The organism is Massilia sp. CFBP9012, assembly GCF_034045115.1.
In the GTDB taxonomy this organism is placed as follows: Bacteria; Pseudomonadota; Gammaproteobacteria; order Burkholderiales; family Burkholderiaceae_D; genus Telluria.
Genome location: NZ_JAXCWM010000002.1, coordinates 169016 through 189390 on the forward strand (window position 1 = coordinate 169016; position 20375 = coordinate 189390).

Annotated in this window: 22 protein-coding genes; 15 read left to right on the forward strand and 7 right to left on the reverse strand. The window is 64.9% G+C overall.

Translation table 11 applies throughout. The features are described 5' to 3' along the window. The first annotated feature begins 91 nt into the window (after positions 1 to 91). Positions 92 to 1774 (forward strand): mechanosensitive ion channel family protein, encoded by a 1683-nt coding sequence (locus SOM61_RS03410; RefSeq protein WP_320472787.1) that lies wholly within the window; start codon positions 92 to 94, stop codon positions 1772 to 1774. On the opposite strand, the gene SOM61_RS03415 is transcribed toward SOM61_RS03410, so the two are convergent. Next, the gene (locus SOM61_RS03415) at positions 1752 to 2699 is read right to left on the reverse strand and encodes a hydrogen peroxide-inducible genes activator (protein ID WP_320472788.1); all 948 of its coding nucleotides are present in this window, start codon (positions 2697 to 2699) and stop codon (positions 1752 to 1754) included. The genes SOM61_RS03410 and SOM61_RS03415 overlap by 23 nt on opposite strands. A gap of 154 nt (positions 2700 to 2853) precedes the next feature. Here SOM61_RS03415 and SOM61_RS03420 point away from each other — a divergent pair, with 154 nt between their 5' ends. From SOM61_RS03420 to SOM61_RS03430, 3 genes are read left to right on the forward strand one after another with little or no spacing between them, the layout of a single operon-like run. Beyond that, complete coding sequence (locus tag SOM61_RS03420; RefSeq protein WP_320472789.1) at positions 2854 to 4038, forward strand: PilT/PilU family type 4a pilus ATPase; 1185 nt, start codon at positions 2854 to 2856, stop codon at positions 4036 to 4038. Between the two features lie 18 nt (positions 4039 to 4056). Next, positions 4057 to 4530: an adenylyltransferase/cytidyltransferase family protein gene (locus SOM61_RS03425; RefSeq protein WP_320472790.1), complete on the forward strand. Its 474-nt coding sequence runs from the start codon at positions 4057 to 4059 to the stop codon at positions 4528 to 4530. 5 nt (positions 4531 to 4535) lie between these two features. After that, positions 4536 to 5714 (forward strand): aminotransferase class V-fold PLP-dependent enzyme, encoded by a 1179-nt coding sequence (locus SOM61_RS03430; RefSeq protein WP_320472791.1) that lies wholly within the window; start codon positions 4536 to 4538, stop codon positions 5712 to 5714. 8 nt (positions 5715 to 5722) lie between these two features. Here SOM61_RS03430 and SOM61_RS03435 read toward each other — a convergent pair whose 3' ends face one another. Both SOM61_RS03435 and SOM61_RS03440 read right to left on the reverse strand, forming a co-directional pair. After that, the gene (locus tag SOM61_RS03435; RefSeq protein ID WP_320472792.1) at positions 5723 to 6088 is read right to left on the reverse strand and encodes a hypothetical protein; all 366 of its coding nucleotides are present in this window, start codon (positions 6086 to 6088) and stop codon (positions 5723 to 5725) included. A gap of 28 nt (positions 6089 to 6116) precedes the next feature. Continuing rightward, complete coding sequence (locus SOM61_RS03440; protein WP_320472793.1) at positions 6117 to 7511, reverse strand: FAD-binding oxidoreductase; 1395 nt, start codon at positions 7509 to 7511, stop codon at positions 6117 to 6119. A gap of 128 nt (positions 7512 to 7639) precedes the next feature. On the opposite strand from SOM61_RS03440, the gene SOM61_RS03445 reads away from it, so the two are divergent. From SOM61_RS03445 to SOM61_RS03455, 3 genes are all read left to right on the forward strand, one after another. Beyond that, a complete protein-coding gene (locus SOM61_RS03445; RefSeq protein WP_320472794.1) occupies positions 7640 to 8812 on the forward strand; it encodes a GDSL-type esterase/lipase family protein in 1173 nt (390 codons plus the stop codon). A 68-nt stretch (positions 8813 to 8880) separates the two neighbouring features. Continuing rightward, positions 8881 to 9378, forward strand: a complete 498-nt coding sequence (locus tag SOM61_RS03450) for a cupin domain-containing protein (protein ID WP_320472795.1) — start codon at positions 8881 to 8883, stop codon at positions 9376 to 9378. 127 nt (positions 9379 to 9505) lie between these two features. After that, positions 9506 to 9841, forward strand: coding sequence for a hypothetical protein (locus tag SOM61_RS03455; RefSeq protein WP_320472796.1), 336 nt, complete (start codon positions 9506 to 9508; stop codon positions 9839 to 9841). Positions 9842 to 9925: 84 nt separating this feature from the next. Here SOM61_RS03455 and SOM61_RS03460 read toward each other — a convergent pair whose 3' ends face one another. Beyond that, positions 9926 to 10477, reverse strand: coding sequence for a TetR/AcrR family transcriptional regulator (locus SOM61_RS03460; protein ID WP_320472797.1), 552 nt, complete (start codon positions 10475 to 10477; stop codon positions 9926 to 9928). 204 nt (positions 10478 to 10681) lie between these two features. Here SOM61_RS03460 and SOM61_RS03465 point away from each other — a divergent pair, with 204 nt between their 5' ends. Both SOM61_RS03465 and SOM61_RS03470 read left to right on the forward strand, forming a co-directional pair. Further along, the gene (locus SOM61_RS03465; RefSeq protein WP_320472798.1) at positions 10682 to 11815 is read left to right on the forward strand and encodes an alpha/beta fold hydrolase; all 1134 of its coding nucleotides are present in this window, start codon (positions 10682 to 10684) and stop codon (positions 11813 to 11815) included. Continuing rightward, the gene (locus SOM61_RS03470) at positions 11812 to 12846 is read left to right on the forward strand and encodes an ankyrin repeat domain-containing protein (RefSeq protein WP_320472799.1); all 1035 of its coding nucleotides are present in this window, start codon (positions 11812 to 11814) and stop codon (positions 12844 to 12846) included. Before SOM61_RS03465 ends, SOM61_RS03470 begins: the two co-directional genes overlap by 4 nt. Before the next feature lie 64 nt (positions 12847 to 12910). On the opposite strand, the gene trmL is transcribed toward SOM61_RS03470, so the two are convergent. Continuing rightward, positions 12911 to 13381, reverse strand: coding sequence for a tRNA (uridine(34)/cytosine(34)/5-carboxymethylaminomethyluridine(34)-2'-O)-methyltransferase TrmL (gene trmL / locus SOM61_RS03475; RefSeq protein ID WP_320472800.1), 471 nt, complete (start codon positions 13379 to 13381; stop codon positions 12911 to 12913). Between the two features lie 40 nt (positions 13382 to 13421). Next, positions 13422 to 14141, reverse strand: a complete 720-nt coding sequence (locus SOM61_RS03480) for a ComF family protein (RefSeq protein ID WP_320472801.1) — start codon at positions 14139 to 14141, stop codon at positions 13422 to 13424. 60 nt (positions 14142 to 14201) lie between these two features. Here SOM61_RS03480 and SOM61_RS03485 point away from each other — a divergent pair, with 60 nt between their 5' ends. The 6 genes from SOM61_RS03485 (at position 14202) to SOM61_RS03510 (ending at position 20158) form a co-directional block, all read left to right on the forward strand. Next, positions 14202 to 15119, forward strand: a complete 918-nt coding sequence (locus SOM61_RS03485; protein ID WP_320472802.1) for a methyltransferase domain-containing protein — start codon at positions 14202 to 14204, stop codon at positions 15117 to 15119. A gap of 348 nt (positions 15120 to 15467) precedes the next feature. After that, a complete protein-coding gene (coxB, locus tag SOM61_RS03490) occupies positions 15468 to 16664 on the forward strand; it encodes a cytochrome c oxidase subunit II (RefSeq protein ID WP_320472803.1) in 1197 nt (398 codons plus the stop codon). A gap of 15 nt (positions 16665 to 16679) precedes the next feature. After that, positions 16680 to 18305 (forward strand): cytochrome c oxidase subunit I, encoded by a 1626-nt coding sequence (gene ctaD / locus SOM61_RS03495; RefSeq protein WP_320472804.1) that lies wholly within the window; start codon positions 16680 to 16682, stop codon positions 18303 to 18305. Positions 18306 to 18417: 112 nt separating this feature from the next. Beyond that, complete coding sequence (locus tag SOM61_RS03500) at positions 18418 to 18993, forward strand: cytochrome c oxidase assembly protein (protein ID WP_320472805.1); 576 nt, start codon at positions 18418 to 18420, stop codon at positions 18991 to 18993. After that, positions 18986 to 19195, forward strand: coding sequence for a DUF2970 domain-containing protein (locus SOM61_RS03505; protein ID WP_320472806.1), 210 nt, complete (start codon positions 18986 to 18988; stop codon positions 19193 to 19195). Before SOM61_RS03500 ends, SOM61_RS03505 begins: the two co-directional genes overlap by 8 nt. A gap of 90 nt (positions 19196 to 19285) precedes the next feature. Further along, entirely contained in the window at positions 19286 to 20158 is an 873-nt protein-coding gene (locus SOM61_RS03510) for a cytochrome c oxidase subunit 3 (RefSeq protein ID WP_320472807.1), read from the forward strand. 3 nt (positions 20159 to 20161) lie between these two features. On the opposite strand, the gene SOM61_RS03515 is transcribed toward SOM61_RS03510, so the two are convergent. Next, positions 20162 to 20362 carry a twin transmembrane helix small protein gene (locus SOM61_RS03515; RefSeq protein WP_123069972.1) on the reverse strand — a complete coding sequence of 67 codons (201 nt, stop codon included), beginning with the start codon at positions 20360 to 20362 and terminating at the stop codon, positions 20162 to 20164. Positions 20363 to 20375: the final 13 nt, after the last annotated feature.

Below are 20375 nucleotides of genomic sequence, written 5' to 3' on the forward strand. Positions count from 1 at the left end.
GAAAGCGGACATGAGATTGTCCGTTTTCATTTTCAGCTTTTGCTTTTGTTCCGCATCGGCCAGATGCCCAGTCAAAGGAGTCGACTTGCTTATGCGCGCCCATTTCAGTTTCTTGTTCCTGTTGTTGATCGCCCTGGCGGGGCCACTGTCACCGACCGCCTTCGCCGCCGGCCAGGCCGAAGAAGCGGCGCCCGCCGAGGAAGTCATTCCTGATCCGCTCAAGCGCGAGACGCCGCGCTCGATGGTCTCGGGTCTGATTTCCGCCCTGGCCGAGCCTGATTACGATCGCGCCGCCCAGTACCTCGATACACCGGCCGGAACCAACCGCCAGCGTACCAACGCCATCTCGCAGGCGCGCAACTTCCATGCGCTGCTGGACAACGGCGGTTCGCTGTCGCCCTTCGTCGCGCTGTCGAACGAAGCCATCGGCAAGATCGACGACGACCTGCCGGCCGAGCAGGAAAATGTTGGTGTGCTGACCATCCAGGACAAGAAGGTCCCGGTCCTGCTGACGCGCAGCCAGGACGGCGACCACCAGGTCTGGCGCGTGTCGCGCGAAACGATCGACCAGGTCGCACAGGCGGCGCGCCAGGAGCCGGTGGTGCAGGAGCCCGACAAGAACGAGTTTTCCTTTGCCGGCGCGCCGCTGAAGGATTGGGCGATGCTGGTCGGGCTTGGTGTGCTGATCTTCGGCGGCCTGTGGACGGTGGCTGCCCTGATCGTCGCTGCCATGCGCAGGCTGGTGCCCGACGCGGATGCCAACGGCCTGGTGCGCTTCATGGAGGCGGCGCTGCCGCCGGCCAGCCTGCTGATCGCAGTCGGCCTGTTCTACAGCTGGGCCGAACGGCTGCCGGTGTCGATCGTCGCGCGCACGACCCTGCTGCGCTATACCGGCATCGTCTCGGTCATCGCGCTGGTGTGGTTCGGCCTGCGGCTGATCGATGCCGTCGCCGAGCTGGCCACCGCGCGCATGCAGCGCAGCCAGCGGCGCCAGGTGGTGGCCGTCATCACGCTGGCGCGGCGCGCCGCCAAGATCCTGCTGCTGGTGTTCTCGGGCATTGCCATCCTCGGCACCTTCGGCATCGACGTCACGACCGGTATCGCGGCGCTGGGTATCGGCGGTATCGCGCTGGCGCTGGGCGCCCAGAAGACGGTGGAAAACCTGGTCGGCAGCGTCACGGTGATCGCCGACAAGCCGCTGCAGGTGGGCGACTTCGTCAAGGTCGGCGACGTGGTCGGCACGGTGGAAGACGTGGGCATCCGCTCGACCCGCATCCGCACCGGCGAGCGCACTGTCGTCACCATCCCCAATGGCGACCTGTCGGCGCGCCAGATCGAGAACTTCGCGGCGCGCGACCGCTTCCTGTTCAACCCGACCATCGCGGTGGAACCGGCCACCTCGCCGGCCAAGCTGAAGGAGGCGATTTCAATCGTCCAGCAGGTGCTGACTGAAGAGAAGAACATGGCCGAGGGTCACCGCGCCCGGCTGGGCAGCATCAGCGACCGGGCCTTCAACGTCGACATCTGGTCATACATCAACGTGAGCGAATTCGATACCCAGGTGATCATCCGCGAGACCCTGCTCTTGACCATCTACGAGCGGCTCGATGCGGCAGGCATCAGCATCGCCTTCCCGACCCAGAGAATCGTGTTCTCGCCGGAGCAGCTGGCCGAGGCCAGGGAACAGCTGGTCGGCAGCGGCAATGAGGCCGCGGCCGAGGCCGAGCCTGGCCTGGTGGTGCTCGACAAATCTACGCCGCAGCCTCGAGCATGACCATCTCGACGCCCGGCAGGTGGCATTCGCCCACCGCGCGCACCACCGCATCGATCGCGGCGCGGCGGGTGAAGCTCTTGCGCCAGGCGATCACCACGCGGCGCGATGGCGCCGGCGGCGAGAAGGGCACATAGGCCAATAGACCGTTCGGGTCGCGCATATCGGCCACCGAGGCGCGCGGCAGCACGGTCAGGCCGATGCCGCTGGCGACCATGTGGCGGATCGTCTCGAGCGACGAGCCTTCGAAGGTGCGCTGCATGCCGTTGCCGGCCACCGGCGCCGAGAAGCGCGCCATTTCCGGGCACACCTCAAGCACCTGGTCGCGGAAGCAGTGGCCGGCCCCCAGCAGCAGCATGGTTTCGCTTTTCAGGTCTTCGGCCGAGATTTCCTTGCGGCCCGCCCACGGATGGCTGCGCGGCATGGCCACCACGAAGGGCTCGTCGTACAGCGGCTGCACCGACATGCCGTGGTCGGGCAACGGCAGCGCCATGATGGCGGCGTCCAGCTCGCCCTGGCGCAGCAGCTCCAGCAGTTTATGCGTGTAGTTCTCTTGCAGCACCAGCGGCATCTGCGGCACGGTGTCGATCAGGTTCTTCACCAGTGGCGGCAGCAGGTAGGGCCCGATGGTGTAGATCACGCCCAGGCGCAGCGGGCCGGCCAGCGGGTCCTTGTTCTGCTTGGCCAGCTCCTTGATGGCGGCGGTCTGTTCCAGCACCCGCTCGGCCTGGGCCACGATCTGGGCGCCCAGCGGCGTCACGGAGACTTCGGAGCCGCCACGCTCGAACAAGGTCACGCCCAGTTCGTCCTCGAGCTTCTTGATGGCGACGGACAGGGTGGGCTGGGCCACGAAACAGGCCTCGGCAGCATGGCCGAAGTGTTTGGCGCGCGCGACGGCGACAATGTATTTCAGCTCGGTCAGTGTCATGTTTATATGTTTCGGGTAGCGCACCGTGGCCGGCGCCGGGGGCGGCGGACCGGGGCGGCAGACCCGTTTTAGCCATGAAATAATAGTTTAACGAGAATCATAGTCGATATAATTGCCCGGCAGGTTAGGTTGCTGCAATTTTTGAAAGGCCCGCATGTCCTCGACGTTCGGCCCGGCACAAGCCCAGGCCTATATCCACAAGCTCCTGACGGTGATGCACCACCAGGGCGGCTCCGACCTCTTCATCTCGGCTGACTTTCCTCCAAGCATCAAACACCAGGGGGCGATGAAGGCGCTCAGCCAGCAGCGCCTGACGGGCGAAGTCACGCGCGCACTGGCGCTGTCGATCATGAACGAGCGCCAGCGCGCCGAGTTCGAGGCCGAGATGGAGTGCAATTTCGCGATCTCGCTGCCGGGCGTCTGCCGTTTCCGCGTCAACGTCTATGTGCAGCAGCAGAGCGTGGGCATGGTGGTGCGCACGATCGCCTCCGAGATCCCCAACTTCGAAAAGCTCGACCTGCCCGAGGTGCTCAAGGACGTGGTGATGACCAAGCGCGGCCTGGTGCTGGTCGTGGGCGGCACCGGGTCCGGCAAGTCGACCACGCTGGCGGCGATGATCGACTACCGCAACAGCAACTCGGCCGGCCACATCATCACGGTGGAAGACCCGGTGGAGTACGTCCACAAGAACAAGCAGTGCCTGGTGACGCACCGCGAAGTGGGCGTCGACACCCTGTCGTGGCATCACGCGCTCAAGAACACGCTGCGCCAGGCGCCGGACGTGATCCTGATCGGCGAGATCCGCGATACCGAGACGATGGAACATGCGATCGCCTTTGCCGAAACCGGCCACCTGTGCCTGGGCACGCTGCACGCCAATAACGCCAACCAGACGATGGACCGGATCATCAACTTCTTCCCGGAAGAGCGGCGCAATCAGCTGCTGATGGACCTGTCGTCGAACCTGCGCGCCATCGTCTCGCAGCGCCTGGTGCGCACCGAGGATGGCAAGGGCCGCAAGGCGGCCATCGAGATCCTGCTGAACACGCCGACCATCGGCGAGATGATCCTGAAAGGGAACTTCCAGAACATCAAGGAGATCATGCACAAGTCGCGCGAACTGGGCATGTGCACCTTCGACCAGGCCTTGTTCGACCTGTACAACAAGGGCCTGATCGGCTACGACGAGGCGATCCGCAATGCCGACTCGGCCAACGGCCTGCGACTGCAGATCAAGCTGTCGGGCGAGCGCCGGGAACCGGGCGGCGGCGCGGTGCAACCGGCCGAGCTGTCGATGGCGATCGAGGAAGAACCCGACGACGAACCTCCAACACACTGACTTTTGCTTTATTCATCCATGCCTTCATTTGAAAACAAACTCTGCACGCGCGCCGAACTGGCTGCGCGTATCGCCGCACTGCCGAAACCGGTCGTGCTGACCAACGGCGTGTTCGACATCCTGCACCGCGGCCACGTGACCTACCTGGCGCAAGCGCGCGAGTTGGGAGGGGCGCTGGTGGTGGCGGCGAACACCGATGCCTCGGTCAAGCGCCTGGGCAAGGGCGACGACCGGCCGCACAACACGCTGGCCGACCGCATGGCGGTGCTGGCGGCGCTGGAATCGGTGAGCCTGGTGGTCGAGTTCGACGAGGACACGGCGCTGGAAGTGGTGCAGGAGGGCCGGCCCGACATCTACGCCAAGGGTGGCGATTACGTGATGGACCAGATCCCCGAAGGCAAGGCGGTGCTGGCCTATGGCGGCCGGGCGGTCGCGATCGACTTCGAGCATGACCGCTCGACCACCAAGCTGGTGGCGCGCATTCGCGGCTGACCGGCATGTCGCCGTTTCCTGCCCTGCCTGCCGATCTCGACGCACTGTATCCGCGCGCGCCGGACGCCATCGTCAATCTCGAGCACGGCTATTTCGGGGCGATGGCGCTGCCGGTGCAGCAGGCGCTGGAGGAGGCGATTCGGTATACCAACGCGCACCTGAGTCCTTTCCTGCGCGGCGAGTTCGGGCACAAGCATGCCGAAACCCTGCGCGCGCGCCTGGCGCAGCTGATCAACGCCGAGCCGCACGAGATCCTGCTCACGCGCAGCGCCAGCGAATCGATGCAGGTGCTGATTGGGCAGTATCGCGCTCTGGAGGCGGGCGACGCGGTGCTGTGGTCGAACCTGGACTATCCGGCCATGCGCTACGCGATGGCCTGGCTCGAAGGACGGCGCGGCGCGCGTCCGGTCGAACTGCAACTCACCTTGCCGCTGAGCCGCAACGCACTGCTCGAACGGTATGCGGCGGCGATCCGCGACACGCCGGGCTTGAAGCTGATGTTGCTGTCCCAGGTCTATCCGGCCAATGGTCAGCAGGCGCCGGTGCGCGAGATCGTGGCGCTGGCGCGCGAACGCGGCATCGACGTGCTGGTCGACAGCGCGCATGCGCTGGGACAGGTGGCGGTGGACGTGCAGGCGCTGGGCGTCGACTTCGCCGGCTTCAATCTGCATAAGTGGATCGGCGCGCCCCCGGGACTGGGCTTCGTCTATATCCGCGCTTCTCAGCTGCAGAAGATCGAGCCGCATTTCGGTGACCGCGACTATGCGGACGACGACATCCGCGCCCGCCTGCATGCGGGCATGCCGCCGGTGAGCGCCATCATGGCGGCGCCAAGCGCGCTCGATGTCCATGCGATGCTTGGTGGGGCCGCGGCGAAGGAAGCGCGCCTGAACTGGCTGCGCAGCTACTGGATGAGGCGCGTGGCCGAGCTGCCGGGATTGCGCCTGCTGACGCCGCTCGACGGCGGCACGGCGCTGGCGGCGTTCACGATAGCCGGCACGACGGCGCGCGAGGTACAGCGCGCGCTGCTGGAGCGCTTTGGCGTGTTCACGGTCGAGCGCCACGTGGGAGACACGAGCGTCGTGCGCGTGACGGTGGCGCTGACCACGACGACGGGTGAGCTGGATCGCCTGGTAGACGCCCTGCGTGTGCTGGCGCGCGAAGCCGCCGGGCGGTCCGCTTAGACCAGCCGTTAGCTTGCGCCGGCGGGCGTGCGGTCGTATTGCACCACGCCGCCCTCCGACAGCGTGAACACCAGGTCGCACTGCGCGAAGATGTCGGCGCTCACGCCGTCGTGGACCGAGTCGTAGAGCCATGCAGCCATCGCGGCGTTCGTCGCCTGCATCTCGATTTCCTGGCCGGGTTTGCCCGCTTGCAGCGCATCGACCAGTTCCTGGACGAAGAAGGGGATGGCGCCCGCGGTCCATTCGGCGCCACGTTCGTGCGCCTCGGCTGCGCGCGGCTGCGCCATCGCCATCAGCGCGGCGGCATCGACCTGCGTTTCCATCGCCAGGGTGGATTCGGATTGGTCATCGGTCGTGAAGACACGTATCAGCATGGTGTTGGCTTTCTTTTCATTGTTTGGATCAACCGGTATGGTACGCGTCCCACAGCTTGTTGCGGAACCTGTACGCCGGATCGACCCTGCGCTTGAGCGCGAAAAAGCGTTCGGCCTCCGGATAGGCGGCGTGGAATTGCGCCACGGTCGCGTGGATCTGGTAGGGCAGGTAATAGGAGCCGCCCAGCGCCGTCGCGGCGTCGACCAGCGCGCGGGTCCAGGCGCGCACCGCGTCCCGGTCGCGCGGCGCGGTCTGCTGGCGGTAGTACAGCACGAAGGCGAACACGTCGCTGCGGGCCCAGGCCAGCAGCGTGCCCGGGTCCTTGCGCGCATGGCGGATCGAGACGTTGATCACGTTCACATGGTGCTGACGCAGGATGGCGCGCAGCCGCCCGGCGAAGCGCTCCATCGCCGCGACCGGCACGAAATACTCTTGCAGTGCGTAGGCGGTCCCGGCGCCGGCCAGCGGCGCGAGCGAATGGATGTCGAGGCCAGCCTGGTGGTTGCGCCACTCGACCGCGTCGGTCGAATAGAGGAGCGGCTCGAGGATGCGCCGGCGCAGCTCCTTGCCCCAGTGCGAAGCCGAGATCACTTCCTGCAGCCGGCGTTCGATGCGGTAATCGCCGCCCGTTGCGGTGAGACGGTTAGGCAATGTCACCGCGCGGAGGGTACGCGAAAAAGTCACCGCGCGCACCAGCGAGTAGTCGTCGGGATACAAGGTGGCGTTGTGCATCACGGCATCCGGATCGGCGCCGATACGCGCTTCGAAGAAACGGCGGTAGCTTGACAGCGACATGACCTGCGAGCGCCGCTCGAGCGGGCCGTTGTCGGCCAGGCGCAGGGTCGCTTCGACGATCACGCCGATGCCGCCATAACCGCCGATCGCGCCATAAAAGAGATCGCTGTTGCGGGTGGGGCTGGCGGCGAGCAGCGTGCCGTCGGCCAGCATTAGACGGATCGCTTCCACGCTCGACACCAGCGGACCTTGCCCGACATAGCGGCCGTGGGCATTGACGCCAAGCGAGCCGCCCACGGTGAAGTCGGCATACGACTGCATCACTTGCAGCGCCAGGTCGTGCGGATCGATGACAGCCTGGATGCGGCGCCAGGTGATGCCCGGCTGGACCGTGATGCTGCGCTCGGCGGGCACGAAGCGCACTACCTGGTCGAAACCGCGCATATCGAGGTGCAGCGATCGTTCGGCGGCGATCTGGCCGCCCATGCTGTAGCGGGCGCCGCCGATCGAGACCGGGCCTGCATGCGCGCGCAGCGCGGTGACGATCTGGTCCACGGTGCGCGGAACCAGGATGCGCTCGACATTCACCGGGTTCAGCTGCGTCGCGTCGTTCACCACCGGCTGGCGGGCAAGGGCGGGCAGGCCGAGCGAGGCGAGGGCGAGCACCAGGCGGCGGCGAGTGGGCATCGGCGATCTGGGCAAGCGCGATCTCCAGGGCAGGGCAATGGATGAGCAAAGTACGCATCGACGCCGCTGGTGTCAACGGCTGGGGTCCTTATAATGAGCGCTGCATAAATTTTCCGAGGAATATCGTGATGACGCTGTCCTTCCACTCACCGATCACGCGGGACCTGGTTCATGGCGCCGTCGAACTCGAGTGCACCGAAGCGGGCCTGCTGCCACACCGCCTGCCGGCTTGGGCACGCGCCCAGTACCAGGATCCGCAGCTGGCGATGGTGGAGGCGCAGCCTTCCGGCGTGCGCCTGGCGCTGCGCACCGCGGCGACGGTCATGGAACTGGTCGTGTTGCCGACCAAGCGCCGCTATGGCGCCATGGCGCCGCGCCCGGACGGCATCTATGACCTGCTCGTCGATGGCGAGCTGACGCAGCAGGCCAGCGCGCCGGGCGGCAAGATCATGGACATCGACGTATTGTCAGGCGCGGCCAGGGTGCAGCCGGGCGACGTGCAGCGGCTGCGTTTTGCCGGCCTGCCGCCGGGCGACAAGACGGTGGAGATCTGGCTGCCGCATGACGAGACGACCGAGCTGGTGGCGCTGCATGCCGATGCGCCGATCGCGCCGCTGACGGGCCTGGGCCAGCGCCGCTGGCTGCACCATGGCAGTTCCATCAGCCAGGGCTCGAACGCGACCAATCCCACCGGTATCTGGCCGGCGGTCGCCGCCCGGCTGGCTGGCGTTGACCTGCTCAACCTGGGCTTTGGCGGCAGTGCATTATTGGATCCGTTCACGGCGCGCACGATCCGTGACCTGCCGGCCGACGTGATCAGCCTCAAGCTCGGGATCAACCTCGTCAACACGGATGCGATGCGCCTGCGCGCCTTCGGACCGGCCGTCCACGGTTTTCTCGATACGATCAGGGAAGGGCATCCGACCACGCCGCTGCTGGTGATCTCGCCGACCTGGTGCCCGATCCATGAGACCACGCCCGGCCCGACCATGTTCGATGGCAAGGCGCTGGAAAAAGGGACGCTGCTGTTTCGGGCGATGGGCAACGACGCCGAGCGCAGGCAGGGCAAGCTGACCCTGGGCGTGATCCGCGAGCAGCTGCAGAATATCGTCCGGCAGCGGGCGCCGGACGATGCGAATATCCATTACCTCGACGGCAGCGCGCTTTACGGCCCAGAGGACAATGCGCGTTATCCTTTGCCTGACGAACTGCATCCCGAGGAAGAGGCGCATCGCCTGATCGGCGAACGCTTTTGCGCGCTGGCGTTTCGTGCCGGCGCCTTTGGCGAAGGCGTGGCCTGAGTTCGGATCGATCCTTTGTCAACCGATGACCTTCCTGAAAACAATGACCCTTTGACCCGAGGCACGCCATGACTCCTGAAACCAGTTCGGACCATCTGATCTCTCTGCTGTCGCTCATGCCGCATCCGGAAGGAGGCCACTTCAAGGAAACATACCGAAGTGAGCACCGTGTGAACAGGAGTGAGGACGCGGTCAGCCGCTCTGCTTCGACCGCGATCTATTACCTTTTGCGCGGAAACGAGAGATCAACCTGGCACCGGATCCGATCCGACGAAATGTGGCATTTTTATGATGGTGCGCCACTTCGCGTCTACATCCTGGAGTCCGGTGGAGGACTCAGCGTTCTCAGGCTCGCTAATCCGTTGCGGCATGAAGGTACGAATTTCCAGGCGCTGGTTCCTGCCGGGCGCTGGTTCGCCGCCGAATGCGAAGAGTCCGAGGGCTACAGCCTGGTGGGTTGTACGGTAGCCCCGGGCTTTGAATTCGACGAATTCGAGATCGGGGATGAGAGTCTCCTCAGGAAGGACTGGCCCGAGCATTCGGAACTGATCGCACGTCTGGCGTAATGATGAGGTTGCGAAGAGGCGCACGGGTAGCGGCAGAACAAGGAAATAAACAGGCACATTCTCGCTGCGCTCGCCGCAGTATTGGCATTCAATGGACTGCGCGTTGCAGTCTACATCGAGGAAATTTATGGCACTCATTGCTGCCTGCGTTGTATCCCTGGTTTTCTGGGCCGGTGTCTCCGTCATTACAGGCGTTGAGGAACCATGGGACCTGGCCAGTTACTGGACCGTCATCTACCCCGCCGCGCTCGCTTTATCCGTGGTCATGGGGGCAATGCTGAAAAGCTCCCAATGGTCCGCAGGCGCCATTGTCATGTTCGCCCAGATCCCGGTCATTCTCGCGTATTCCGGCGTCTCTGCATTGTTGGGCGCAGGGATTCTCTACGCCGCTATTCTTTCCATTCCGGCTGTCACTCTGTCATGGCTCGCCGGTCGATGGCGCAAAGCTCACAGCAGCAAATGACTTGCATGAATTTCGATTGGCAATGAATCGAGTCATTGGCTTGGCCATCCCACCGATGATGTCTCGGGCGCTGGGCCCGTCCGGCTAATGGACGGCGCTGGCGGCCGGCGCCAGCGCAGCGACGATGAGGGACTCGAGATCGGCCGCCGCCAACCGTTCGCTCACGTGTCCGCGCACCATCGCGGCCGACAGCGCCTCGGCCGCGCCGATGATGCCGATGCAGCGCCGGCGCAGCGGCTCACTCTCGAGTGGTGACACGGGCGCGAGCGCGTCGTGGAAGAAGTCGACGTAGCCGTCGATGATGCGCTCATGGCACGCGTGCATCGCGGCGTCGCCCTGCATCGCCGCGCCGATGGCGTGCCACTCGGGTCCCAGCGCCGCATGGCAGCTCATGTACGCGGCCGCCATCATGCGCGCGATGGCCGGCAGGTTCGCGGGCGTATCGGTCAATTCGGCCGCCACCGCGGCGAGCCGGCGTTCGTTGATTTCCTGGTACAGCGCGGTCAACAAGCCCGAGCGGGTCTCGAAATGGCTGTAGGCGATCGGTTTGCTCACGCCGGCTTCTTTTGCCAGGGCGCCAAGCGTGAGGGCATCGGTGCCGTGTTCACGCACGATGGCGTATGCGGTCTCCAGCAATTGGGCCCTGCGATCGGCCCGGGGTAATTTGTTCGTCAATGCTCGTCCTTACGCGTAGCGACACGATTCGCCTGCACATTCATGTTACCTATGGTAACCTACTAAACGTAATATGAATGGCGCAGGCGGTGCGTGCTGATCTTGTCAGCCACATTGTGACAGAAAGCGCCGTCACCGATCGACACCCACCAGGAGATTGCTCGCATGATTCCGATACCAAATTCGTTCCCTATCCCGGCCGCGCATTCACTGCGCGACCCGAACGCCGACAGAGGTGCGCCGCGACTGGCGGGCAGGCGCAGCGTGCTGCGCGCCGCATCGCTTGCCGGTCTCGGCCTGGTCGCGCCCGGCGCGTTGGCAGCGTCGGCAACGGGCGCTTTGCCGGTGCGCCAGAGCTTGCTTCGAATCAACGGTGAACCGTTCCGCGTCATCGAGCAGGGCGCCGGCCCCGCAGTGCTGTTCTGTCACGGCTTTCCCGATACCGCCGACACCTGGCGCAGCCAGATGCGGGCCGTCGCCGCCGCAGGTTACCGGGCGGTAGCGCTCGACATGCGCGGCTTCGGCCAGAGCTTCGCGCCGCGCGACCCCGCTCTGTACACGTCGATGTACACGGTGGGCGACCTGGTGGGCGTGCTCGACGCCCTCAAGATCGACACGGCCGTCGTCGTCGGCCACGACTGGGGCGCGGACCACGCCCAGCGCGCTGCGCTGATGCGGCCCGACCGCTTCCGCGCGCTGGTCAGCATCAGCATTCCGTTTGCGCCGCGTGGCGAGGCGAGCCTGTACCAGGATCTGCGCAAGCGCGGACTGGGCGATCGCTATTACGCGCTCGAGTGGATCAAGCCTGGCGCCGAAGCGCTGTTCGCGCCGCCCGCGCAGTCGATTCCATCCATCCTGTACTGGCCTTCCGCCAGCCCGCCGGCGGATCAGCGCTGGGACCCGATCGACCCACGTCGCAGCCTGTTGCGTCCTGCGCCAGCCACGCTGCCGGCGTGGGCCGACCCCGCCTATGTACGGCACACCATCGCGGCCTTCGAAAAAACGGGATTTCGCGGTGGCCTGAACCATTACCGGGCCACGCAAGGCTCGTTCGACCTGCTTTCCGCCTTCAAGGGCGCCGTCATCCGGCAGCCGTCCCTCTACATCTGGGGGGCAGAAGATGGCCTGTGCCAGTTCTTCCACAAGACGCCGCCCACAATGGCCGAACTGCGGCGCGGACAACCGGGCCTGGTTGGCCAAGTGCGGCTCGAGGGTGTGGGCCACTGGGTCCAGCACGAGGCGGCCGACCGTCTGAATGCCGAATTGCTCAAGTTTCTCGGCGCGCTGGGGGCGCCATGAATCTCTTGACCGCGATTCGCAGCGGGAGCATCGATTCGGTGCGCGTGCTGGTCGACCGGGGCGCCGATGTGAGCCGGCGCGGGCCCGACGGTTTCACACCGCTGATGATCGCGGCCGGCCTGGGCCAGTCGCAGATCGTCGAACTCCTGCTCACGGCAGGCGCCGATGTCCACACGCTCGATCCGCGCATGGGCGCCACGGCCCTGCACAAGGCGGCGCAGTCGGGCAATCCCGATGTGGCGGCTCTGCTGCTGGCGCACGGTGCGTTCATCGATCTGCAGTCGCCCAGCATCGGCCACACGGCGCTGATGGATGCAGTCTTGCACAAGCACGCGGGGGTCGTGGCGCTGTTGCTCGATCGCGGCGCACGCACCACGCCGCGCGGTCATGCCGGCCGGAATGCGCTCGAACTGGCGCGCGAGGATGGCCTCGACACGATCGCCGGCCTGATCGTGGCACGCGAAGCGCGCGATGCGGCGCGCACCCGCGACCAGGCGTTGATGACAGCGGTCAAGCAGGGCGACCTCACAGCCGTGGAGCGCCTGATCGCCCTGGGGCATCCGCTGGACCAACGCGCGCCCGCCATTGGCGGTCCGGACGAGGATTGCACGCCGCTCGGCATGGCTGCGCGCATGGGCCACGCGCAGATCGCGCGCAGGCTGCTCGATGCAGGCGCCGACGCGCGACTGGTCTGCGGTCCGATGAAGGCCACGGTCGTGCATGAAGCGGCGTACTTCGGGCACGCCGATGTGGTGCGCATCCTGACAGGGCCATGTGCCGGAGGTCATGTGGCCGCGATCGACGCGCAGGGTGACTACAATGGCTTGAGCGCCTTGCACGACGCGGTCTGGCATGGCCATGCCGATGCGGCGCGTGCACTGGTCGAGGCCGGGGCGAGGCGCGATCTTGTCTCGCATGCGGGCTTGACGCCACATGCGCTGGCGCTTCTGTATGGCTACCATGCGATCGCGGACCTGCTTGCGGCAGACGGGCCGTACGCCGCATCGAGCCTCGAGGATTCCGGGAATTGAGCTGTGGAGGCCGTCTGAGGCGACGTTCGGGCAGACGACAGGTCGCGTCAGGCAAGGCGCAACACTAAGCCCCGCCCTGGTAACCATTCTGGCGCCAGGCCTCGTACACCACGATCGCCACCGTGTTCGACAGATTCAGGCTGCGGTTGTCGGGCCGCATCGGCAGCCGGATGCGCTGGGCCGGCGGGAAGGTTTCCCTGAAGGCCGGCGCCAGGCCGCGCGACTCCGGTCCGAACACGAACACGTCGCCCGCCTGGAAGCTGGCCTCGGCGAACGGCGAGGAGCCGTGCGTGGTGAGCGCGAACAGGCGCGACCGGTCGGGCTTGACCGTCTCGAGGAAGGCATCCCAGTCCTTGTGCACCTTCATATCGGCGTACTCGTGGTAATCCAGTCCGGCGCGGCGCATCTTGGCGTCGTCCAGCGGAAAGCCGAGCGGTTCGATCAGGTGCAGCTGGGCGCCGGCGTTGGCGCACAGGCGGATCACATTGCCGGTATTCGGCGGAATTTCTGGTTCGACCAGGACGACGTGAAACAAGGTACTTCTCCTCGGTGATTTCAGTGATCTCAGTGATAGGTCAGGCATGCGGCGGGGTGCGCGCGAACACGAGGTTCGTGACGCGCGCGGCGCCGGCCCGTTTCAGGACCGTCGCGACTTCATCGAGCGTATGCCCGCTCGACATGACGTCGTCGACCACGCCCACATGGCGTCCGCGCACGTCGCACGCGGCGTCCACCCCGAACGCCCCGCGCACATTCTTCTTGCGTTCTCCCGGCGCGGCATTCGACTGCGCCTGGGTTTCCCGCACCCGTTGCAAGAGCCGCGGCGCTACGGCCACGCGCAAGGCGCGGGCCAGCGGCCGCGCCACCTCGAGCGCCTGGTTGTAGCCGCGCTCGACCAGGCGGCCTTGCCCCAGCGGTACCGGGCAAAGCATGTCAGGCAATGCTGGCGCTGCACGTGCAATGGCGCCCTGCAGCACGCGCGCCATCCACGGCGCCAGCGCCAGCTGGCCCCCGAATTTCAGCTGCAGCACCAGGCCGTCGAGCGGCGCCGCGTAATCGCAGGCGGCCACCGTGGCGTCGAAGGCGGGCCTGTCGGCCAGGCAGGCGCCGCAATGACGGCCGAGATCGGGCGCGCCGGTCGGATTGGCGCAGCACGGGCAGCGCGTCACGGGCAGGACGTAGGCCTGCTCGCAGGCCGCGCACACGGCTTGACCCGAATAGCCTGCGCACAAGGCGCAGGCGGACGGCAGCATGGCGCCCAGCAGGCGGCCGGGCAGTGCGCGAAGGTCCAGCATCGGCTCGACTTCCCACAACCGGTTAAACTGCCAACATTATCTCATCTCGACTTGCATCCCATGGCTTCTCCTCAATCGTCGTCCAGGCTGAGTGCCCCGATCGACCTGTCCCGCGCGCGCGAGCTGTTTGCGCGTCCCGAACGCATCGCCCCGTCGGATTTCCTGCGCCGCGAGATCGCGGCACGGATGCATGAGCGCCTGAGCCTCGTCAAACTCGTCCCGAAGCAGGTGCTGGACGCGGGTTGCGGCGCCGGCGCCGACCTGGCCTTGCTGCAGAAAACCTATCCAGCGGCCCAGATCCTGGGCCTCGATGGGGCAGGGGCCATGGCGCGCGCGGCCAAGGGGCCGGTAGCGCAGGGCGGCGCGCTGAACCAGCTGCTGACGCGCCTGATGCCGTCCAAGGCCGGCGTCGACGTGCTGTGCGGCGACTATGGCAACCTGCCGTTCGGACCGAATTCGCTCGACCTGCTGTGGTCGAACCTGGCGCTGCACTGGCACCCGCTGCCCGACCGCGTGTTCGCCGAGTGGCGCCGCGTGCTGCGGGTGGAGGGCCTGCTGATGTTTTCCTGTTTTGGCCCGGACACGTTCACCGAGGTGCGCAGCGCCTTCGCCGCGCTCGATGCCTACCCGCACACCTTGCCCTTCGTCGATATGCACGATTTCGGCGACCAGCTGGTCGAGGCCGGCTTTTCGACGCCCGTGATGGACATGGAACGCATCACCGTCACCTACGACACGCCGCAGGCGGTGCTGGCGGACGTGCGGGCGCTGGGCGGCAATCCGCTGGAATCGCGCCGCCGCGGCCTGATCGGCCGCGCGGCCTGGCAGCGCATGCTCGACGCCCTGGAGGCGCAGCGCCGCCCGGACGGCAAGCTCGGCCTGACTTTCGAAGTCATCTACGGCCACGCCTTCCGCCCCGCGCCGCGCACCACTGCCTCGGGCGAGTCGATCGTGCGCTTCCAGCCTCGCAAGCCCTAATACCCGTTCTGCATGGCACATATTGCAATCAGGGCGATTTTCCTTGAATAAAAATTAGTGCTTTAGATATAATCAATTGCTATTTTTTTCGTCTGACCAATAGAATCGCTTAAAAAAGCGGCAGATTCGGGCGAAAAGTAGAAAAAAGAATTGCAGCAGTCGCAGAGTCGCCCGGTCCTGGCAGCAACGTATTGCCAGGGGGCGAGATGGTTTCCCACCATTCCGCAGCGCAATTTCGCGGGACGACCCGGCAAGCCCTCTGTGAACAGTACGGAGCGGCAGCGGTTCGTTCACGGAATTGCTGGCCCGTTAAAAATATTCTTATTTTTTGGGTGGTTGGGGACATACATGACATATGCAACGCGACTGAAGGCCGTGCTGTCCGGCTTTGCCGTACTCGCAGTAGCTGTTTCTGCGCCGACATGGGCGCAGCAACAGCCGATCACAGGCCGGCCTCTCGAGCACCAGCTCAATATGCAGGCCCCCGTCACCGCCGTCGGCGCCGACATCTATTCATTGCACAACTGGATGATGATCGTCTGCCTGGTGATCTTCGTCGCTGTATTCGGCGTCATGTTCTATTCGGTGTTCAAGCACCGCAAATCGCTGGGCCACAAACCCGCCACCTTCCACGAGTCCACCGCCGTCGAGATCGCCTGGACCGTGGTGCCGTTCCTGATCGTCATCGGCATGGCGCTGCCCGCGACCAAGACCGTGGTCGCCCTGAAGGACACCTCGAACGCCGACCTCACCATCAAGGCCACCGGCATGCAGTGGAAGTGGGGCTACGACTACCTGAAAGGCGAGGGCGAAGGCATCTCGTTCCTGTCGAACCTGTCCACCCCGCGCTCCCAGATCGGCGAGCCGGGCGTCAAGCCCACCGAGGCGCGCACCGAGAACTACCTGCTCGAAGTCGATAACGAGATGGTGGTCCCGGTGAACAAGAAAATCCGCATGGTGTTCACAGCCAATGACGTGATCCACGCCTGGACCGTTCCGGCGTTCGCGATCAAGCAGGACGCCATCCCCGGTTTTGTCCGCGACGGCTGGTTCCGCGCCGAGAAGACCGGCGTCTATCGCGGCAACTGCGTCGAGCTGTGCGGCAAGGACCATGCCTTCATGCCGATCGTGGTGCGCGTGGTGACTGACGCCGAATACACCGCCTGGGTCGAAGGCAAGCAGAAGGAAATGGCGGCCCTGGCCGACGATCCGACCAAGACCTGGACCATCGACGAACTCAAGGTCCGCGGTGAGCAGGTCTACGCCGCCAACTGCGTGGCCTGCCACCAGGCCAACGGCAAGGGCGTGCCGGCCGCGTTCGCGGCGCTGGACGGCTCGCCGAACGTGCTGGGCGAGAAGGCACACCAGATCGACATCCTGCTCAACGGCCAGAAGTCCGGCAAGTTCCCGACCGAAATGCCGGCGTGGAAACAGTTGTCCGATACCGAGATCGCCGCCGTGATCACCTATACCCGCAATACCTGGTCGAACAAGGCTGCGGAAAATATCGTTCAACCGGCCGAAGTCCTGGCCGCACGCAAATAATGCAGGGGTAACGACATGAGCACCACGACGATCGACCACGGCCACAATCACGAGCACGACCAGGCGCACAGCCACGACCACGGCCACGACGACCATCACGACCATCCACACGGCTGGCGCCGCTGGCTGTTCGCCACCAACCACAAGGATATCGGCACGCTGTATTTATGGTTCTCGTTCATCATGCTGCTCTCGGGCGGCGTGCTGGCGCTGATGATCCGCGCCGAGCTGTTCCAGCCCGGCCTGCAATTCGTGCGTCCCGAATTCTTCAACCAGCTCACTACCATGCACGGCCTGGTGATGGTGTTCGGCGCGATCATGCCGGCCTTCGTGGGCTTTGCCAACTGGATGCTGCCGCTGCAGGTGGGCGCCTCGGACATGGCGTTCGCGCGCATGAACAACTTCTCGTTCTGGCTGCTACCGCCGGCCGCGCTGCTGCTGGCCGGTTCCTTCCTGGTGCCGGGCGGCGCCACCGCTGCCGGCTGGACCCTGTATGCGCCGCTGTCGACCCAGATGGGCGTCGGCATGGACATGGCGATTTTTGCCATGCACATCATGGGCGCCTCGTCGATCATGGGCTCGATTAACATCATCGTCACCATCCTGAACATGCGCGCGCCGGGCATGACGCTGATGAAGATGCCGATGTTCTGCTGGACCTGGCTGATCACCGCCTACCTGCTCATCGCCGTGATGCCGGTGCTGGCCGGGGCCATCACCATGACCCTGACCGACCGCCATTTCGGCACCTCGTTCTTCAACGCCGCCGGCGGCGGCGACCCGGTGATGTACCAGCACATCTTCTGGTTCTTCGGCCACCCAGAGGTCTACATCATGATCTTGCCGGCCTTCGGCATCGTCTCGCAGATCATCCCGGCCTTTGCGAGGAAGCCCCTGTTCGGCTACGCCTCGATGGTGTACGCGACCGCCTCGATCGCGATCCTGTCGTTCGTCGTCTGGGCCCACCACATGTTCACCACCGGCATGCCGGTGACCTCGCAGCTGTTCTTCATGTACGCCACCATGCTGATCTCGGTGCCGACCGGCGTGAAGGTGTTCAACTGGGTCGCCACCATGTGGAAGGGCTCGATGACCTTCGAGACCCCGATGCTGTTCGCGGTCGGCTTCATCTTCGTGTTCACGATGGGCGGCTTCACCGGCCTGATCCTGGCCGTGACCCCGATCGACATCCAGGTACATGACACCTATTACGTGGTGGCTCACTTCCACTACGTGCTGGTGGCCGGCTCGCTGTTCGCGCTGTTCGCCGGCTTCTATTACTGGGCGCCGAAGTGGACCGGCCATATGTATCCTGAAGGCCGCGGCAAGATCCACTTCTGGCTTTCCTTGATCACGTTCAACATCACCTTCTTCCCAATGCACTTCCTGGGACTGGCCGGCATGCCGCGCCGCTATGCCGACTATGCGGTGCAGTTCACCGACTTCAATATGATCGTGTCGATCGGCGCCTTCGGCTTCGGCTTTTCCCAGGTGTACTTCCTGTTCGCGGTGGTGCTGCCGACCATCCGCGGCGGCGCCAAGGCCCCTGCGAAACCGTGGGAAGGCGCGGAAGGCCTGGAGTGGACCGTGCCGAGCCCGGCGCCGTTCCACACCTTCGAACATCCACCGCTGGTGAAATGATGAGCGCGCGCAAACCGAACAATGTCCGGACCGCCCTGTGGGTGGGCGGCCTGGCGCTGTTCTTCTTCGCCAGCGTGTTCGTCAAGTTCACCTTGCTGAGCTGAGGTCGGCCATGAGCAGCAAGTTGCTACGCTTGAATCGCACCATGCTCGGCAAGCTGGTGGTGGTGGCGATCGGGATGTTCGGCTTCGGCTATGCGCTGATACCGGTGTACCGCCAGGTCTGCGAGGTGCTCGGTATTAATGTGCTGACCCAGAAGGGCGAGTTCGTCGCCGCGCCCACCAACACCCAGGTCGACAAGTCGCGCACGATCACCATCGAGCTGGACGGCAATTCGCAGGGGCCGTGGCGCTTCCGCCCGACCACGCGCAGCATCGACGTGCACCCGGGCGAGCTGGCCACCGTCATGTACGAGGTGGTCAACACCCAGGGCAGGGCGGTCAAGGCCCAGGCGATCCCGAGCTACGCGCCGCAATCGGCCACGCCGCATTTCATGAAGGTGGATTGCTTCTGCTTCCAGGAGCAGACCATGGGGCCGAACGAGGCGCGCCAGATGCCGGTGGTATTCTTCATCGATCCCAAGCTGCCGCGCGAAGTGAAGAACATCACGCTGTCGTACACCTTCTTCGAGATCGGCGGCGCGTTCAGGGCGGCGGCAGCGCCACCCGGATCTGGAAAGAATGGATAAGCCACACCAGCGCAAGGCGAATTTCCTCGCCACCATGAAGGCCGTGTTCTGGTCCTTCTTCGGCGTACGCAAGCGCAAGGACTACGAAAACGATGCCGCCAACCTGAACCCGGTGCACGTCATCATCGCCGGCTTGATTGGCGTCGCGATCTTCATCGGCCTGATCATGCTGGCGGTGCGGTTCGCAGTATCAACAGTTTAGTCACACCCAAACAACGTCGTTCCCGCGCAGGCGAGAACCTAAGGTCATCAGAATAGACGCAGCATAAATAGAATCACGAAGGAGATAACCATGAGTTCGTCACCAGTGACTTCCCCAAGCACCGCCCCCTATTACTACGTCCCCGGCCCCTCCCGCTGGCCGCTGCTGGCCGGCATCTCGATGCTGGTGACGATGGCCGGCGCATCCGGCTGGGTCAACAGCATGTCATGGGCGCCGGCCGTGTGCCTGGCCGGCATCGCCGCCATGCTGGTGGTGCTGTACTTCTGGTTCGGCGACGCGATCCGCGAATCCGAAGCCGGGCTCTACGGCAAGCGCATCGACCTGTCCTACCGCTGGTCGATGAGCTGGTTCATTTTCTCTGAGGTGATGTTCTTCGGCGCCTTCTTCGGCGCGCTGTTCTATGCGCGCGCGATCTCGATGCCCTGGCTGGCCGACCTCGACCACCAGATCCTGTGGCCCGACTTCTCGGCCCAGTGGGGCAACACCGGCCCGGCCAACATCGTCGACGGCTTCCGTACCATGGGACCGTTCCCGATCCCGACCATCAATACCGCGCTGCTTCTGACCTCGGGCGTGACGCTGACCATCGCCCACCACGCGCTGCGCGCCGGACATCGCAACAAGACCGCGATCTGGCTGGCGGCGACGATCCTGCTGGGCGCCGTGTTCATGGGCTTCCAGGCTTACGAATACATCCACGCCTACCGCGACCTGAACCTCAAGATGACCTCGGGCATCTACGGTTCGACGTTCTTCATGCTGACCGGCTTCCACGGCTTCCACGTGACGATGGGTGCGATCATGCTGGCGGTGATCCTGTATCGTGTCATGAAAGGGCACTTTACGGCAGATAACCACTTCGGCTTCGAAGGCGCCGCATGGTATTGGCACTTTGTCGACGTGGTGTGGCTGGGGCTGTACGTCGTCATCTATTGGCTGTAAGGTTCAACGCAAGCCGGTTGGGGCGATCCACCCCAACTGGTAGGCCGCCAGCAAACAAAGAAACAAGACGATCGACAAGCCGACCCGCATCGCCAGCGCATTGACGGTGCGGTTGCTGCGCCCCTTGTCGCGCATCAGGAAGAACAGGGCCGACCCAAGGCTGGCCAGGATCAGGACGAAGGCGATGGCGACGAAGATTTTCATGGTGGACCTGCGA

Bases quoted from the DNA above. Each gene is read 5' to 3' on its own strand.
- SOM61_RS03410 (WP_320472787.1), top strand. From the start codon at position 92: ATGCGCGCCCATTTCAGTTTCTTGTTCCTGTTGTTGATCGCCCTGGCG.
- SOM61_RS03415 (WP_320472788.1), bottom strand. From the start codon at position 2,699: ATGACACTGACCGAGCTGAAATACATTGTCGCCGTCGCGCGCGCCAAA.
- SOM61_RS03440 (WP_320472793.1), bottom strand. From the start codon at position 7,511: ATGCCCACTCGCCGCCGCCTGGTGCTCGCCCTCGCCTCGCTCGGCCTG.
- SOM61_RS03465 (WP_320472798.1), top strand. From the start codon at position 10,682: ATGATTCCGATACCAAATTCGTTCCCTATCCCGGCCGCGCATTCACTG.
- SOM61_RS03420 (WP_320472789.1), top strand. From the start codon at position 2,854: ATGTCCTCGACGTTCGGCCCGGCACAAGCCCAGGCCTATATCCACAAG.
- SOM61_RS03470 (WP_320472799.1), top strand. From the start codon at position 11,812: ATGAATCTCTTGACCGCGATTCGCAGCGGGAGCATCGATTCGGTGCGC.
- SOM61_RS03505 (WP_320472806.1), top strand. From the start codon at position 18,986: ATGGATAAGCCACACCAGCGCAAGGCGAATTTCCTCGCCACCATGAAG.
- SOM61_RS03500 (WP_320472805.1), top strand. From the start codon at position 18,418: ATGAGCAGCAAGTTGCTACGCTTGAATCGCACCATGCTCGGCAAGCTG.
- SOM61_RS03455 (WP_320472796.1), top strand. From the start codon at position 9,506: ATGGCACTCATTGCTGCCTGCGTTGTATCCCTGGTTTTCTGGGCCGGT.
- SOM61_RS03510 (WP_320472807.1), top strand. From the start codon at position 19,286: ATGAGTTCGTCACCAGTGACTTCCCCAAGCACCGCCCCCTATTACTAC.
- SOM61_RS03435 (WP_320472792.1), bottom strand. From the start codon at position 6,088: ATGCTGATACGTGTCTTCACGACCGATGACCAATCCGAATCCACCCTG.
- SOM61_RS03515 (WP_123069972.1), bottom strand. From the start codon at position 20,362: ATGAAAATCTTCGTCGCCATCGCCTTCGTCCTGATCCTGGCCAGCCTT.
- SOM61_RS03425 (WP_320472790.1), top strand. From the start codon at position 4,057: ATGCCTTCATTTGAAAACAAACTCTGCACGCGCGCCGAACTGGCTGCG.
- SOM61_RS03480 (WP_320472801.1), bottom strand. From the start codon at position 14,141: ATGCTGGACCTTCGCGCACTGCCCGGCCGCCTGCTGGGCGCCATGCTG.
- SOM61_RS03430 (WP_320472791.1), top strand. From the start codon at position 4,536: ATGTCGCCGTTTCCTGCCCTGCCTGCCGATCTCGACGCACTGTATCCG.
- SOM61_RS03450 (WP_320472795.1), top strand. From the start codon at position 8,881: ATGACTCCTGAAACCAGTTCGGACCATCTGATCTCTCTGCTGTCGCTC.
- SOM61_RS03445 (WP_320472794.1), top strand. From the start codon at position 7,640: ATGACGCTGTCCTTCCACTCACCGATCACGCGGGACCTGGTTCATGGC.
- coxB (WP_320472803.1), top strand. From the start codon at position 15,468: ATGACATATGCAACGCGACTGAAGGCCGTGCTGTCCGGCTTTGCCGTA.
- ctaD (WP_320472804.1), top strand. From the start codon at position 16,680: ATGAGCACCACGACGATCGACCACGGCCACAATCACGAGCACGACCAG.
- SOM61_RS03485 (WP_320472802.1), top strand. From the start codon at position 14,202: ATGGCTTCTCCTCAATCGTCGTCCAGGCTGAGTGCCCCGATCGACCTG.